Source organism: Nitrospira sp. (genome assembly GCA_024760545.1).
Lineage (GTDB): Bacteria > Nitrospirota > Nitrospiria > Nitrospirales > Nitrospiraceae > Nitrospira_D.
On sequence record CP060501.1, the window covers coordinates 3,044,738 to 3,058,333 of the forward strand.

Here is a 13,596-nt window from a genome sequence, read left to right on the forward strand (position 1 = left end):
GTGCCAAGGCATGAATACAAGAAGCTGAACACTATCGGAGAGAATATAGCCGCATATCACACCGTGATTCCCATGGCGGGTAAAGGAGGGAGGTCCAGTGCGCCTCCAAGTAACTGGGGACCTGGAACGATAGATTGATATCGAAATACCGAGAAGAGACTTGAAGAGGCAGTCGTTTGTTTCGCGTGGTCAAGCAGGGCTCAGAAAACCTTCCCTAAAGCCTCCAGCAGGGTCAGGTCAAAGTTCAGACGGTAAAGATTCACTTGCAGGGCTTCAAAGGTCTCTCCTTGCACCCAGTGGTCGGGAAAGTTCGGCAGATAGGCCAGCCACTGCTTTTCATTTTCCAGATAGAAATATTTAATCGCCTGCATGGGGCACCCCTAATATAGATTGTGGCAACACACCAAAACACGCACCCGTCCCTCAAACCACTCATGAATTCGAACACAAGATTGTATACAAGTCAACAATCGCCTCGAAGCCCGCCTAGGGACGTCCTGTTCAGTAACTTTTTGAGAATTGCCTCTTGCACAGTATTCTAATAAGAACGCTGGTGTTTCTGAACTGGTGAAAGCCCGAAGCCCGTTCAACTTATGATCCCCGCTGCTGCGTCAATGCTGTCTTCCGCATCCGCTTCTCGTACTATTATCGGCCGGTCTCGCTTCATTCTGGATAGGGAAACACCTTAGGAACTCACAAAAAAGACCTGAATCTAAGTCGCTGGGCCATTGAATTGGGACAGCGATGTAGCCCTACGGTCGATTCATGCGGTTTTCGGGGTTGGCGGCGTATGCTTGACGAAGGCCGGTTGCGCTCAGTGATTGCTGATCATCGTGGACAGGAGCTGTTCAACCCGTGCTCGGCGCTTGATCTGGGCGCGCGACATCGGACGGGACATCGTGGGGGTGTGACTGTGATGCTGGTTGTACTCACTCTGCTGGTATTGGTCCTGTTCTTGCTCCCGGGCGGTGAGCTCTTGATGCAGTTGCCACAGCTTGAACTGCAGCTCCTCGAACGAGTTACCATGCGCTTCAAACTCTGGATAGCCCTCCAGATACCCGCGCCACCCGTTTTGTTCCTGCAAGATGATGTATTTAGTGGAATGCATGAGGGAAAGTATATCTGGAGTTTTCAGGTGCGCAAGTGAAGAGAGGAAAGAAACAGCGGGGACGGCCGCCTGCGAAAAGTGTCAAGAAAGCCAATGGGTTAAGTCGGCAGTCCCCAGCACAATCTGTGAAGGCCTTCGCCCTTAGTCATGATGCTCACCCGGGAACACACTTTTGATCTGAGGCAAGTACAACCCGATTGACAATTACCGCCAACAAACCAGTATCTAGACAACCCGTACCTGATCCTCCGTGAAGATGAATCCACGACTGCATATCCTCGTTGACTGGGCCACGCCCGCCGAGTAGCCTCCGTCTTGAGTATTTATGACATTTCAACTGGCGCTTGCAGAAGCTGATGACGCGGAGGCCATTGCGACGATGGTGGGGGAACTGTTGCATGAGATCATGGCCCTCGTGAGCGACAAGAGTTTTGATTTCGATGTTGCCGAGACTGTCGGTCGAGCACGCTCCTGGATGGCGGAGGGACTGTACACCGTGTTGCTCGCGCGGGCGGAAGACAAGCCGGTTGGAGTGCTTGCTCTCTATGAAAGTTATGCGCTGTACACCGGAGGTGTGTATGGAACGATCCCGGAATTCTATGTCCGGTCGGCGTACCGTTCGCATGGGATTGGATCAGCACTACTTGCCGAAGCTCAAAGAATTGGCCGGCAACGAGGATGGACACGTCTCGAAGTCACCACTCCTCCGTTACCGCACTTCGATCGGACGCTGAGCTTCTATCAACGGAACCACTTCACCCTCTCCGGTGGGCGCAAGTTGAAATTGGAGCTGTGATGAAGCCGGTGATCCAACGGGAACAAACCGGCTGCGGCATCGCCAGTGTCGCGGCGCTCTCCGGCGTGAGTTATGGCGCCGCAAAGCGTGTGGCCAACCGGATGGGCATCTCTGCGGCGGACAGCCGCTTGTGGTCGGAGACGGCGTATGTGCGTCGGCTCCTCAAGTACTATCGGCGTCACGCGTCGTCAAGAGTGCTGCCGTTTGTTTCGTGGGAAGCGCTGCCGAGTCGAGCGCTCTTGGCAATCAAGTGGCATCGGATGAGAGGGCGAGCATACTGGCATTGGGTGGTCTTTGTCCGAGATCCCGGCAGGGCCTACGTGCTGGATTCGGGTCCGAGTCTCACACGCCATGTCCGGACGGATTTCGGCCGCATGAAGCCGAGATGGTTTCTTGCAGTGAAGGAGTTTTCGTGATTTCGTCCTATCCTTTCCGCTTCATTGCTCGCAGATAGACTCCAGTTCTGCATCGTCTTCCAAGGAAACCGGCCGACACGTTCAATGGATGGCGCATCGTTGGACTGGTCTGCAGATTGCGCGGCGGATGGGGCTGTCAATTTGGCGTGAAAATGTCGACAAGAACCGCTTTCACCGATACATTTTCACCCAGGCGTTCGGAAACGTTCCGATTTGATACTCCAATCGACTGTAGAGAGGAGCCCAGACATGATGCCAACCCAAACACTCACGGATGAACAGTTGAAGAACCACGCGATCAGACAAGCATTGGCGGGCGATACCGTTGGCGCGCGACACACCGTCAGTGGAATGGTCGACAGACGGTATCTGCGGGAAGTCTGGCAAATGATGCTGTTCATCCAATCGGAACGCGGGGACGTGCAGGCCGTCAAGGACACAATCCTCTCATGTCCCGATCCGTCGTTGTTGGCAAGCCACTTCTACCTTGAGCTTCCTCAAGTCTTCGTCAAGGCCGGGGACCGATCAGGAGCCATCGAGATCGCGCAGGCCATGGGTCAGTATGGCGTATTGCCGCTCATCGGAATTGCCGCCCACTTGGCTGAGGACGGTGATGCCGTCGGGGTACGAGAGGCGCTCTCTTACATTGATGAAGATTTGAGAGCCCTGATTCTGTACAAAGTAAGCACCTGTCTACCAAAGGGCGGGCGACTCGACGCACCGAGCACGGCGATGGACCAGAGTTCTCCTTCCGGTTCACTGGCGGCCTGACAGTTTCCATAACCAAGTCCGCTTACGCACACGTCTCTTGACTCCTTCCCCCGGCGTGCCTAGCCTAGCGACGATTCTACATGGATAAGCGGGAGTGCTTGGATGATCCAACCTAAGCACCATGGGAAAAATCGCTCCAGTTCACCTCACCGTGGATGATCTGACTCGACAGCTCAGCGAACGATTCGGTTTTGCGACGTTTCGGCCAGGCCAGGAAGAAGTCATTCGCGAGGTGTTGGCTGGGCGAGATGCGATGGCAGTCATGCCGACCGGACAGGGAAAGTCGCTCTGCTATCAATTACCGGCGACCCTCTTGCCGGGGCTGACGCTGGTGATTTCTCCGCTCATCGCGTTGATGCAAGATCAAGTGACTGCCATGAAGCAGCGGAAGATTGCTGCGGCGGCGTTTCACTCCGGCCTCACCGGGTTTGAAAAGAACCGCGTGATGCAGGATCTCCAGCAGCGGCGGCTTCAGCTGCTCTATCTGGCGCCGGAACGGATGCAGCATGAGGGGTTTCTCCAACTGTTGCGTTCTCTCTGGGTTTCATTACTGGTGGTCGACGAAGCGCACTGCATTTCCCAATGGGGCCATGATTTCAGGCCTGATTATCTCAAGATCGGTCACTTACGCCGGCAACTTACAAATCCTCCCTGTCTGGCGCTGACTGCTACGGCCACCACTCGAGTGCAAACGGATCTCTGCCAGCGGCTGTCGCTCCGCGATCCATTCCGTTTGGTCGCAGGTTTTCGCCGGGCCAATCTTGCCTTGTCCGTCCACCTCTGTCAGTCACGGGGGGAAAAACTGACGACGCTGGAACGCTTGGTTCGCGAGACGGAGAAGGGCACGATCCTCGTCTATTGCGCCACCCGCAAGGCGGTAGAGGAGGTTGCGGCATGGCTGGGACAATCTCACCCTTCGGTCGGCTACTATCATGCCGGTCTTTCGGATGAGGAACGGCGACTCGTCCATGACGATTTTCGCCGGGGGAGGCTGAGGATTTTGGCCGCGACGAATGCCTTCGGCATGGGCATCGATAAGTCGGACGTCCGATTGGTCGTGCATTTCGACATTCCAGGGAGTGTGGAAGCCTATTATCAAGAGGTCGGGCGTGCCGGTCGCGACGGACGTCCCGCTGCCTGTGTGTTGCTTTTCCACGAGCGTGATCTGGCCACGCAGGAATACTTCATTGAGCAGGCGTCACGAGATCCTGAAGGCGTTGAACGTGCCGGGCGAATGAGGACGCTCCTTCAAGAAATGCTGGGATATGTATCGGTATCGACTTGCCGGCAGCTCGCGATTCTTGAGTACTTCAGCGATGAAGCCGAGCTGGCCTTGGGCCCTTGCAGCCTGTGTGATCGGTGTGTCGCACCGCTGCGGCAACAGGGCCGGACGATTACTCACGATCCTGCCGTTTCCGAGAAGGCGATCTTGGAAACCGTATCCTGGTGTATGGGACGGTTCGGCATGAATCGAATCGTCGACATTCTTCGTGGAAGCCGTTCAAAAGTGCTGCTGGCCTACGGTGCAGAAGCCTGTCCGACATATGGGACTTGTCGAGCACAGACGAAGCTGTCTCTGACCGGCTTGGTGAAGGGCCTCATCGACTCAGGGTATCTTCAGGTCGAAGGCACGGAGTATCCCACTCTCGATGTGACGCGCACTGGGCGAGAGGTTCTGCAAGGGTTTCGCACCGTGATCTTCACACAGGGAGAGGAACATCAGTCCGATTTATCGGTGAAGAAGCAGAGTCGCGTGTATGCCGCCTCTATCCCGCCGGATCCACAGCTCTTCGAACGGCTCAGACAGCTCCGCACCGAACTTGCCGAGGAAGAGGGCGTTGCCCCGTTTGTCATTTTTCACGACAAAACGTTGAAGGCTATTGCCGGTTCCAAGCCCGTGACGCATGCCGCCTTGTTGGAGATTCCCGGCATCGGCGACGCGAAGGCAGAACGGTATGGCCGGCGAGTGTTGAATGTGGTCAACGGCGATCAATAGCCATCGACGATCGGCTCTCGGTCTCACGCGCAACCTGCCTTGCCCGCATGGGTCTTGGTGGACAACTTGCTTCGGGTCGACAAGTCGTTCGACCACTCATTACGCTGCCTGTGCCGGTTGAGCTGCCGTACGTGCTAACCGTGATGCAAGCCGCTCGGCTCTCTGTGCGCGCCGAACCATACGGTTGTGCTGGATCACTGGATCAACGATATTGCCGCACGTGACACACCGGTGTGCCCGCATCCACATCGGCAGATAGCTTTCTTGCATGTCCAGTAGATGATCCACGATCATCAGCCCGCAGCACCTTGTGCATTTCATGGGAACTCCCTCCTTGCTGAATCGTTGAGAACCGGTGCCCCTACCCGCGATCCATGCCTTCATCTGCTCAGGAAATAAGCAATGCTGGTGCCAGAGTAAGGCACAGCTTCACGAGCCATTTCCCTTCCATCGTCCCGTTATGCCTTGCGGCCTTCCAGCAGGCTCCAGTAGGCGCTTGCAGACCAGTCTGTGGAGCTCGCTTTCTCTTCTACGCATGAGTTCCAGAAATGGATTTCAATCGCGGATGGTATCTCGAGCGATACGCACGGAGGAACAAAACGATACAGCTATTACGCTTCGCGAAGGGCAACACCGATTCTGCGTGAATTCCGCCCACTGTCCGGCAACGAAGTTTTGTGGTTGGAGCCACCCAACGGAAGATGCTAATGATATGAACCGGCACGGGGGAGTCATGTACTTCACAGCCGCCAGAGGAGACCTCTTATGGCTAAGCGACGCGAAATAGAGCGACCCACTACCAAATCGATTCACTCCTATGTGACCAAGAATGCCGGCCGCGTGAAGCAGACGCAGCGGTTGCCTCACCACAGGGCTGAATCCGTGCGGACGGCCGAGTATCGAGGGCATCACATCGTTGTGAAGACACGATATGCCATCGAAGTGGATGGACGACCGGTGATGGGGCATTTGGGGGTAACCAATGACGGCCATGTTCACTATCACCCGGTGCCCAATCTGTCCTTCGCTTCGGCGGTTGATATGGTGAAAGCCATTATCGCTGTGTTCCCGGACCGCTTCCCAAAGAAAGCCAAGCCCAAGAAGCAAGGCGGCATGCATGGGGCGAAACACGCTCACCGCTAGGAGGTTACGATGGCTGTCACGCGACCCAATCTGTTGACGAATGCCGTGGCTAGACAACAGTACGCGCGAGGGGTCAATCTTCTGAAACAAGAGTTTCCCGGACCGACAACCTCGAGTCTGGGTATCCCCGGTCCGTCGACACCTGTGAGCACATATGACCTCTTTGTGGTGTGGCATCACACGGCCATGATGACGATGACGCCGCCGGACCAAGGGGATCGAAATGCCGCTCACCGCGGCCCCGTGTTTTTCCCCTGGCATCGCTTCATGCTGATTCAGCTGGAGCTCAATCTTCAACGGGTGTTAAACGACGCGACGTTCGGTTTGCCCTACTGGGATTGGGCCACCGATGGACAGCGCACGGCAGCGCAGCAGCGACGATCACGAGTTTGGCGAGCCAGTGCAATGGGAGGGACGGGTACTCCCGTGCGGACCGGACCCTTCCGGTTTAGGTCCGGGAACCCTACCAGTTTTCGCGTGCGAATCGAAGCGGATGAAAACGGACAGCTGGCGCAGAGCAATCGGGGATTGTCTCGCGCGCTGGGCTCGTTTATTCAAACTCTACCCGACAAAACCGACACGGAAGGTGTGCTCGCGTTGACGCCATATGACACGCCAAATTGGGACACCACCTCGGCGGGGTTCCGTAATCGATCTGAAGGATGGGCACCGCCCGATGCGCCGGCTTTGCATAATCGCGTACACGTGTGGGTTGGCGGGGACATGTTGCCGTCTACCTCGCCCAATGACCCCGTCTTCTATATGAATCACTGCAATATCGATCGTCTGTGGGAGGCCTGGCTGACTGAGCATGGACGAACGTACCGTCCACTCCAGAGCGCACCGGCCTTCTTACAAGGACATCGGATCAACGATGAGATGTCTTCGTTAATCTCGGCACCGATGACACCGGCCGACATGCTCGATGTACGGTCTATTTATGTCTATGACTCGATTGAAGTGTAGTGGGAAGCACAGCGCTCTACCGCGATTCTTTTAAGGAGCGGCACTCTTAGCTAAGTAGCCCTCGTGTCTATCAGATAGTAAGCCCATTCTCTGTCGGACCGTCACGTATCATCTCCTTTGAGTTGACAAGCTTCCGACCCACCGTCGAGAATCCCTTTTAGGATGTCATCGAAAGAAATTCCAATCGCCAGTCAACCAGTGGTGCCCGCGGCTCAAGGGGACGAGAAACCGACATTTCCGCCCTACGACGGGCCGGCGTTCTTGTCGTACGGGTTTCGACCCTTCTTTCTGGGAGCGGCGCTGTTTGCCGGTCTCGCTGTCCTGGCCTGGGTCGCTCTGTTCGCGGGCCGGGTGCAGGTGGATTTTCTCTATCCTCCGCGCGAATGGCACGTCCACGAGATGCTGTTCGGGTATCTGCCGGCGTTGATCGCGGGATTTTTGTTGACGGCTATGCCCAACTGGACCGACCGTATGCCGCTCAGGGGCGTGCCGTTGCTCATGCTGTTCCTGCTGTGGCTGGGAGGGCGACTGCTGATCGTGTTCCCGTGGGCGGGTGCGTCTATAGCTGCAGCGGTTGACGGAGCCTTTCTGGTCGCGCTGGCCGCCTACGTGTGGCGGGAGATTGTTGCCGCGCGAACGTGGGATCGCGCGCCGATCGGGGTGTTGGTGAGTTTCTATGCCTGTGCCAATATCCTCTTCCACCTATCGGCATTGCGCGCCGCGCCCACGGATTTTCCTGAGCGTCTCGCCCTGTCGGTCATGACGCTGATGTTGACGATCATCGGCGGACGTCTCACGCCCACCTTCACGCGCGAGTTCTTGAGTGAACGCAACATATCCGAGCTGCCGGAGGTGTTTACTCCGGTGGATGGGATTGCGATCGCCCTGGTGCTCGCGGGTGCCGTCACCTGGATTATTCAGCCGGAGAGCCTCTTGGCAGGAGTCATGCTCATCGTGGCTGGGATGGCGAGTCTGGGGCGATTGCTGCGCTGGACCGGGTGGAAGACCTGGCCAGAGCCATTGGTGTTGATTCTCCACGTAGGCTACGGATGGGTGGGACTGTTTTTGGTAGTCCTTGGCGCATCGATTCTGGGGCTTGGGTTGTCAACTGCCAACGCGGTCCATCTTCTCACCACCGGGGCGATGGGCACGATGACGTTGGCGGTGATGACCCGAGCAAGCCTTGGCCACACGGGACGACCACGACATGCCGATCGGCTCACCGTCGCGATCTACCTGATGATCAATCTCGGGGCCTTGCTCCGCATCTTTGCTCCGAACCCCGACACTCCCACGGCGCTGACCCATGCAATGATGGGCTTGTCGGCGCTTAGCTGGGGTGGAGCATATCTTCTCTTTGCCCTTCATTATGGCCCCTTCCTTGTCCGGCCGAGCCTGGATGAGTAGGGGTTTCACAAGAAGAACGACTGGCGTCCCATTGACCTGTGCGGTATCATTAGTATCTATAACGCACGTCGTTCGTGAAACGTGAAGCGTATCTCGCATGAAGTCCGTTGGTGTTTTGCGCTTCACGAATGACGAGTGGTAACGCTTCACAAAGTACACGAAAGGGGGCGACCGGTTTCGACGGGGATACTGAGGTCACTGTCGCATGTCGAGCTCTCGGGGACTCGTAACCCTCCGGGAAAATGCAACTGCCAATCAAGAACTGGCACTCGCAGCCTAATTTAGGCTGAGACGTCGTTCCATCTGAGGCCCGCGGGGGTGGAATGGCGCGATGCAGCGGGCTGGTCCCAAGCCGGTGCTCAGCGGCCGAGGATGAGAACTTTCTGGGCTAGCGGCTGTTCTAAGCTTGCCGATAGGCGTGGATGGCTGCGAAACTTAAATTGTCGGCTACACATGTAGACGCAGTGCACTGACGATCTTCGGACAGGGGTTCAACTCCCCTCGCCTCCACCACCACGGTTGATCAGGCTCGCGCCGGTCAACAAGCGATCGAATGTCCCGGTTGCCGTGAAGCGGTAGCCGGGCTTCCCCTCCTCCAGTATTGGCTCACACAGAATATGCCCATCCAGGAGCTTTCGGAGCATCTGGCGGGAAAGATCGACATGTCGCCCGAATAACGACGGGAGACTGCCCAGCTCCTCCTGTAAGCGCTTCGTAAGCCGCTTTTGATCCAGAGAGAGGGTGGTGGCTAGCTCTTGAAGATGCTCAAGTTCCTTGGTGAGTGCGAGCTTCCGTGCCTCCTCGCGATGAAGGGAGTGCACGACGGTCGGAGTTCCCTGGCCGGTTGCGACTAATTCCACCAGGTGGTGAAGGCGAGTCTCGATCAGAGACAGCTCGCGGAGTAGGGCCGTGTGCTGGTCGGGAAAGCGATCTTGTTTGGCTCGAAGCTTCTCTAATGCCCGGGCGACGGAGGCTGTGAGGACCCGATCATCAATGGCCTCGTTCATGGCGTGTAGGATGGCGGAATCAAGCAGGTCTTGACGGATTGAGACCGCATTCGTACAGATCGCAGGGCCGCGCTTATGATAATACGAACACCGGTAAACGGTCTTTCCGGACTGACCCTGGGGCCCCTTCTTGATAGCTACGATGGATCCGCCGCACGTCACACACTTGGCGATGCTGCTCAAGAGATAGGCGCTGTGCTGGTCCTCGCCGGTGGGACGGGCCACGAGCCTTCCTTGCGCTTCACGTTGGTAGGCGGCTGCGTTCTTTCTTCGCCTGGCTTCAACCTGTTCCCACAACACATCCGAGACGATACGCAGTTCAGGCGCTTCAAGGCGAATCCAGTCTGATTCTGGACGTTGGCGCCGCTTCCTCGTGCCACCGCGTTGGATCGTCTGTGTTCGGTTCCACCACACGATGCCCCGATAGAGGTCCCGCCGAAGAAGTTCCCGGATAGCCGTTGGACACCACCCCAGAGGTCCGCCCATGGGTGGGGCAACACGATCCTCATTGAGACTCTTCGCAATGGCGGCCAAGCCAAACCCGGACGCATAGCGCTCGAAAATCTGAACCACGACCGGCGATTGCTCAGAATTGATCTTGCGGACCACATGCTGGCGTCTGAGAGTTCCATCCGCATTCCGATCCGTGCCATAGACCGGGAAATTGTCGTAGCCATAGATTTTATTGCCGGTCACATAAAGGCTTTTGGCCTTGCGCAACATGGCATCGTGAGTGCGTTGGCTCGCTTTCTCACGTTCAAACTCGGAGGCGAAGTTCGTGAGCGCCAGCAGCATCTTGTCTGTGGCGCTATCAAGCTTCCGTTCCTGGTCGGTGAGATAGAAGAAGACCTGCACCCCTGCATCGACAATCTGCTTGAAGGCATAGCCGACCTGGATGGCTTCACGGCCGAGCCGCGATTCCTCGGACATGACCAAGACCTGAAAGGGTGCGTGGGGCTTGAGGGCGTTCATGAGCCGCAAGAATCCGGGCCGTTTCACAAATTCGGCGCCGCTGACCCCGTCATCGACGAACACATGATTGTCGGAGACCGTCCAACCCTTCTTCTCGGCGTAGGCCTTGGCGTTTTCGATCTGGCGAGTGACTGAGCGGGCCTCGGCGGCTACGCCGGTCTGTTCCGTGGATTTTCTCGCGTACACAGCTGCCTGCATTTACGCCTCGACGACCTCTGGTGAACCCGGACGATGCCGCTGAACCTCAGCGAATGTCAAGCCCGGAGCAGGACCCGTGGTGTGGACCGACTGGTATTCCTGCACGAGGATCTCGGAGAGCAGCTCTACCACGGCGTTAAAGACATCGGGTGGCCAAGTCTCCGAACCCAGGCCTCGCCGGAGGCCGGACCCTTGCCCCTCAGCAATACCCGAAGCACGTGCAGGAGTCGATACAGTGAGCATAATCACTCGATCCCTAAATCCTCGAACCGTGCATATCGATCCACAAACCGCAGGCGCCGATCGCCGACGGGCCCATTGCGATGCTTCCGGATAAGAACCTCGGCGACCCCCTTCTCCTCAGTGTCCCGCACATACACTTCGTGTCGGTACAGAAACAGCACGAGGTCGGCATCCTGCTCGATGGCGCCAGAATCGCGAAGGTCGGAGAGCATGGGGCGCTTGTCGTCTCGTCGTTCGCACTCTCGAGACAGTTGGGAGAGCGCGAGGACAGGGATATCCAGTTCCTTCGCCAGTAGCTTGAGCCGCCGTGAGGCATCGGCAATGCCTTGCTGCCGCGTCTCGGCCTTCGCAAGCGAGAGGAGTTGCAGGTAATCGACGATCAGCAGATCCAGACCCTTCGTTGCTTTCAGGTGTCGGTCTTTGGCGGCCACCTGCTCCACGGTGAGCACCGAAGAATCATCGATCCAGAAGGGGAGGTGTTCGAATTGCTGGGCGGTATTGGCGAAGAGCCACCACCCCTCCGAGGTCAGCGATCCAGTCTTGAGGGCATGGACATCGATCGGGGCTCCCATCCCATGAAGCCGAAGCCCAACCTGCAACCGAGACATCTCGAGGGACAACACACCGACATGAAACCCCGATTGAGCCGCGGCAAGGGCTGAACCCAGGACGAAGCTGGTTTTGCCCATGCTGGTGCGGGCCGCGATGATCACGAGGTCGGAACGCTGCCATCCCCCGAGCAATGAATCGATCGCGGCAAACCCTGACGGAATGCCGATGAGCTTGTCTTTCTGCTTGTGCACCCTGTCAACGTAGTCCGCCGTTTCGTGGGTCAGCTCGCCAAGGGAGCACCAGGTGCGATCGGAAGCGCCAGCTTGGAATAGCACCCGTTCCGCCGCTCGCAGGAGAGGCTCGAGTGCGTCCTTGTTGTAAGCGCGCTGGTTGATCTCCGCGGCTAGGGCAATTAACCGTCGACGGGTTGCTTGATCTCGCACTATTCGGCAGTGATACGCGATGTTGGCGGCTGAGGCCGTGACGGTGAGGAGTTCGGCGAGAGCTCCGCGTCCGCCGATTTTTGAGAGCTCCTGTCTTCTGTCGAGTGCGTCCCCGACGGTCAGCAAGTCCACTGGTTCCCCACACTGGGTCAGTTCACTCATGACCTGAAAGATTCGTTGATGCCGGCTGTCGTAGAAGTCTCCGGGTGTCAGGATCTCCTGAGCCGGCGCCAGAGCGGCCGCATCAAGCAGTACGGCGCCGAGGATGGCTTGTTCTGTCTCGAGATCGTGCGGTTGAAGTCTCGGTGTCTCGGTTAGCATGTGGCGGCAGCTCCTTCGGCATGTGTCAGGGGCATGAGGTGTTCGGAACAGCGTGGTTCGTTGGGTCGGCAACGAGGATCCACCGGCGCTCCGCATGGTTTCAGAAATTCGCCTTTCTGGATACGTTTGCTGCAGGTCAGGGGGGCATGGCCGTTGGTCAGCCTTGCTTGCTCTGGTTCGATCCATTCCCGCCAAGGTTCATCGCCTTTTCCATTCTTCAACCACCGGTGGGGGTCCTGGATGCCGATGCCTTTCGTCACCAGCTCACTGCTCGCGTAATGCCGAACGGCAATCAGCACCAACTTGCGATCGTCAGCCCTCAGGCGGTTCCACTTACGCTCGGCCTCGGCCCGTCCTAGACGCTTTCCGTTCCTCATGGGGTAGGTCTTCCAAAATTCCTCAAACTCGTGATCAACCGCCGGCGGCACATCCTGCTCTTGCTCCTGTTCCTGCTCTTGCTCCTGAGATGGCGAACGTTTGGGGGAACGTTGGTGGGAACGTTTCGCTAACGTTTGGGTAAACGTTTCAATGAGGCTTTCAGGAAGGTAGGCCGTATTGGTTGAAAACCGCTCTAGGAGAGGAGTTTCAGGGAGATCGTCGAGATCTTTCAGGTTGCCGATAACGTTGTTCGCGTTCTCCGGTTGGTTATACCTCCACCACGTTGGGAGGTAGATTACACGGGTGTCGAGGTCCCACTCCCAATGCAGGGTCTGACAGACCTTCACGAAACCTTTGCGGAACGTTAGGAGTAACGTTCCAAGATCCTCGCACGCCTTCCCGGGGGAAAAGGTAAAGAGCCCGATCCGATTGGACTGGGCAGTGAGGATGTAGAGGGCAATGCGCTGTTCTTCGGCCTTGAGCAGTCTGAACTTTTCATCGGTCCAGATACGGGGGTCTATTTTTCGATAGCGTGACGCCATGTCAGATCCTCATACCCATTCGACTGGCGATCATCATAAAACTGCTCATTACTGAACAGCCGGGCGTTTCAATGCAGCTCGAACTTCAGAGACTGATACGCGAACGCCACGCATTTTCCCGCCTGCCGAATAGGACGGTACTCTGCCCGCTTTTGCGAGGTTGTAGAGCGAGTGGGCGCTCATGCCGAGAATTCTCGCGCAGTCTTTTATCTTCACCAAAGCTTCTTCACTCATAGTTCCCCCTGTTTCACAACGCATGGCCTTGCATCGCGTTATGCCATACCGTGCCTCAGCGCAAAATGGGGAGGTAAGGATTTATTCAGTACATCCCTATAAA

The 13,596-nt window shown here is 57.0% G+C and carries 15 protein-coding genes and 1 other RNA gene; 8 read left to right on the forward strand and 8 right to left on the reverse strand.

Annotated elements, in window-relative coordinates; genetic code table 11:
* Window positions 1–200 precede the first annotated feature (200 nt).
* Together H8K03_14310 and H8K03_14315 are read right to left on the reverse strand one after the other, a co-directional pair.
* Complete coding sequence (locus H8K03_14310; protein ID UVT18975.1) at window positions 201–371, reverse strand: hypothetical protein; 171 nt, start codon at window positions 369–371, stop codon at window positions 201–203.
* A 443-nt stretch (window positions 372–814) separates the two neighbouring features.
* Window positions 815–1,108 (reverse strand): hypothetical protein, encoded by a 294-nt coding sequence (locus H8K03_14315; GenBank protein ID UVT18976.1) that lies wholly within the window; start codon window positions 1,106–1,108, stop codon window positions 815–817.
* Window positions 1,109–1,433: 325 nt separating this feature from the next.
* On the opposite strand from H8K03_14315, the gene H8K03_14320 reads away from it, so the two are divergent.
* The 4 genes from H8K03_14320 (at window position 1,434) to H8K03_14335 (ending at window position 5,087) form a co-directional block, all read left to right on the forward strand.
* On the forward strand, window positions 1,434–1,904 hold the full coding sequence (locus H8K03_14320; protein UVT18977.1) for a GNAT family N-acetyltransferase: 471 nt from the start codon (window positions 1,434–1,436) through the stop codon (window positions 1,902–1,904).
* On the forward strand, window positions 1,904–2,320 hold the full coding sequence (locus H8K03_14325; GenBank protein UVT18978.1) for a hypothetical protein: 417 nt from the start codon (window positions 1,904–1,906) through the stop codon (window positions 2,318–2,320). The genes H8K03_14320 and H8K03_14325 overlap by 1 nt, the downstream gene beginning before the upstream one ends.
* A 249-nt stretch (window positions 2,321–2,569) precedes the next feature.
* On the forward strand, window positions 2,570–3,091 hold the full coding sequence (locus tag H8K03_14330; GenBank protein ID UVT18979.1) for a hypothetical protein: 522 nt from the start codon (window positions 2,570–2,572) through the stop codon (window positions 3,089–3,091).
* 121 nt (window positions 3,092–3,212) lie between these two features.
* On the forward strand, window positions 3,213–5,087 hold the full coding sequence (locus H8K03_14335) for an ATP-dependent DNA helicase RecQ (protein UVT18980.1): 1,875 nt from the start codon (window positions 3,213–3,215) through the stop codon (window positions 5,085–5,087).
* A gap of 99 nt (window positions 5,088–5,186) precedes the next feature.
* On the opposite strand, the gene H8K03_14340 is transcribed toward H8K03_14335, so the two are convergent.
* Entirely contained in the window at window positions 5,187–5,408 is a 222-nt protein-coding gene (locus H8K03_14340; GenBank protein UVT18981.1) for a hypothetical protein, read from the reverse strand.
* Window positions 5,409–5,852: 444 nt separating this feature from the next.
* On the opposite strand from H8K03_14340, the gene H8K03_14345 reads away from it, so the two are divergent.
* The 4 genes from H8K03_14345 to ssrA all read left to right on the forward strand — a co-directional run bounded on the left by H8K03_14345 (window position 5,853) and on the right by ssrA (window position 9,116).
* Window positions 5,853–6,230, forward strand: a complete 378-nt coding sequence (locus H8K03_14345; GenBank protein UVT18982.1) for a hypothetical protein — start codon at window positions 5,853–5,855, stop codon at window positions 6,228–6,230.
* 9 nt (window positions 6,231–6,239) lie between these two features.
* On the forward strand, window positions 6,240–7,196 hold the full coding sequence (locus tag H8K03_14350) for a tyrosinase family protein (GenBank protein ID UVT18983.1): 957 nt from the start codon (window positions 6,240–6,242) through the stop codon (window positions 7,194–7,196).
* A 162-nt stretch (window positions 7,197–7,358) separates the two neighbouring features.
* Window positions 7,359–8,603, forward strand: coding sequence for an NnrS family protein (locus H8K03_14355; GenBank protein ID UVT18984.1), 1,245 nt, complete (start codon window positions 7,359–7,361; stop codon window positions 8,601–8,603).
* A 163-nt stretch (window positions 8,604–8,766) separates the two neighbouring features.
* Window positions 8,767–9,116: a transfer-messenger RNA gene (gene ssrA, locus H8K03_14360) on the forward strand.
* On the opposite strand, the gene H8K03_14365 is transcribed toward ssrA, so the two are convergent.
* Genes H8K03_14365 through H8K03_14385 form a run of 5 tightly spaced genes read right to left on the reverse strand, consistent with a single transcriptional unit; the run spans window position 9,095 to window position 13,493 of the window.
* Window positions 9,095–10,780 carry a recombinase family protein gene (locus H8K03_14365; GenBank protein UVT18985.1) on the reverse strand — a complete coding sequence of 562 codons (1,686 nt, stop codon included), beginning with the start codon at window positions 10,778–10,780 and terminating at the stop codon, window positions 9,095–9,097. The genes ssrA and H8K03_14365 overlap by 22 nt on opposite strands.
* Window positions 10,781–11,023, reverse strand: coding sequence for a hypothetical protein (locus tag H8K03_14370; protein UVT18986.1), 243 nt, complete (start codon window positions 11,021–11,023; stop codon window positions 10,781–10,783).
* 2 nt (window positions 11,024–11,025) lie between these two features.
* Window positions 11,026–12,339, reverse strand: coding sequence for a replicative DNA helicase (gene dnaB, locus H8K03_14375; GenBank protein UVT18987.1), 1,314 nt, complete (start codon window positions 12,337–12,339; stop codon window positions 11,026–11,028).
* A complete protein-coding gene (locus H8K03_14380) occupies window positions 12,333–13,259 on the reverse strand; it encodes a hypothetical protein (protein UVT18988.1) in 927 nt (308 codons plus the stop codon). Before H8K03_14380 ends, dnaB begins: the two co-directional genes overlap by 7 nt.
* Window positions 13,260–13,307: 48 nt before the next feature.
* Window positions 13,308–13,493: a helix-turn-helix domain-containing protein gene (locus H8K03_14385; GenBank protein ID UVT18989.1), complete on the reverse strand. Its 186-nt coding sequence runs from the start codon at window positions 13,491–13,493 to the stop codon at window positions 13,308–13,310.
* Window positions 13,494–13,596 lie beyond the last annotated feature (103 nt).

What these genes read in the sequence shown, in the direction of transcription:
- H8K03_14310 (UVT18975.1), bottom strand. Translation starts at nt 371, where the DNA reads ATGCAGGCGATTAAATATTTCTATCTGGAAAATGAAAAGCAGTGGCTG.
- H8K03_14315 (UVT18976.1), bottom strand. Translation starts at nt 1,108, where the DNA reads ATGCATTCCACTAAATACATCATCTTGCAGGAACAAAACGGGTGGCGC.
- H8K03_14320 (UVT18977.1), top strand. Translation starts at nt 1,434, where the DNA reads ATGACATTTCAACTGGCGCTTGCAGAAGCTGATGACGCGGAGGCCATT.
- H8K03_14325 (UVT18978.1), top strand. Translation starts at nt 1,904, where the DNA reads ATGAAGCCGGTGATCCAACGGGAACAAACCGGCTGCGGCATCGCCAGT.
- H8K03_14330 (UVT18979.1), top strand. Translation starts at nt 2,570, where the DNA reads ATGATGCCAACCCAAACACTCACGGATGAACAGTTGAAGAACCACGCG.
- H8K03_14335 (UVT18980.1), top strand. Translation starts at nt 3,213, where the DNA reads ATGGGAAAAATCGCTCCAGTTCACCTCACCGTGGATGATCTGACTCGA.
- H8K03_14340 (UVT18981.1), bottom strand. Translation starts at nt 5,408, where the DNA reads ATGAAATGCACAAGGTGCTGCGGGCTGATGATCGTGGATCATCTACTG.
- H8K03_14345 (UVT18982.1), top strand. Translation starts at nt 5,853, where the DNA reads ATGGCTAAGCGACGCGAAATAGAGCGACCCACTACCAAATCGATTCAC.
- H8K03_14350 (UVT18983.1), top strand. Translation starts at nt 6,240, where the DNA reads ATGGCTGTCACGCGACCCAATCTGTTGACGAATGCCGTGGCTAGACAA.
- H8K03_14355 (UVT18984.1), top strand. Translation starts at nt 7,359, where the DNA reads ATGTCATCGAAAGAAATTCCAATCGCCAGTCAACCAGTGGTGCCCGCG.
- H8K03_14365 (UVT18985.1), bottom strand. Translation starts at nt 10,780, where the DNA reads ATGCAGGCAGCTGTGTACGCGAGAAAATCCACGGAACAGACCGGCGTA.
- H8K03_14370 (UVT18986.1), bottom strand. Translation starts at nt 11,023, where the DNA reads ATGCTCACTGTATCGACTCCTGCACGTGCTTCGGGTATTGCTGAGGGG.
- dnaB (UVT18987.1), bottom strand. Translation starts at nt 12,339, where the DNA reads ATGCTAACCGAGACACCGAGACTTCAACCGCACGATCTCGAGACAGAA.
- H8K03_14380 (UVT18988.1), bottom strand. Translation starts at nt 13,259, where the DNA reads ATGGCGTCACGCTATCGAAAAATAGACCCCCGTATCTGGACCGATGAA.
- H8K03_14385 (UVT18989.1), bottom strand. Translation starts at nt 13,493, where the DNA reads ATGAGTGAAGAAGCTTTGGTGAAGATAAAAGACTGCGCGAGAATTCTC.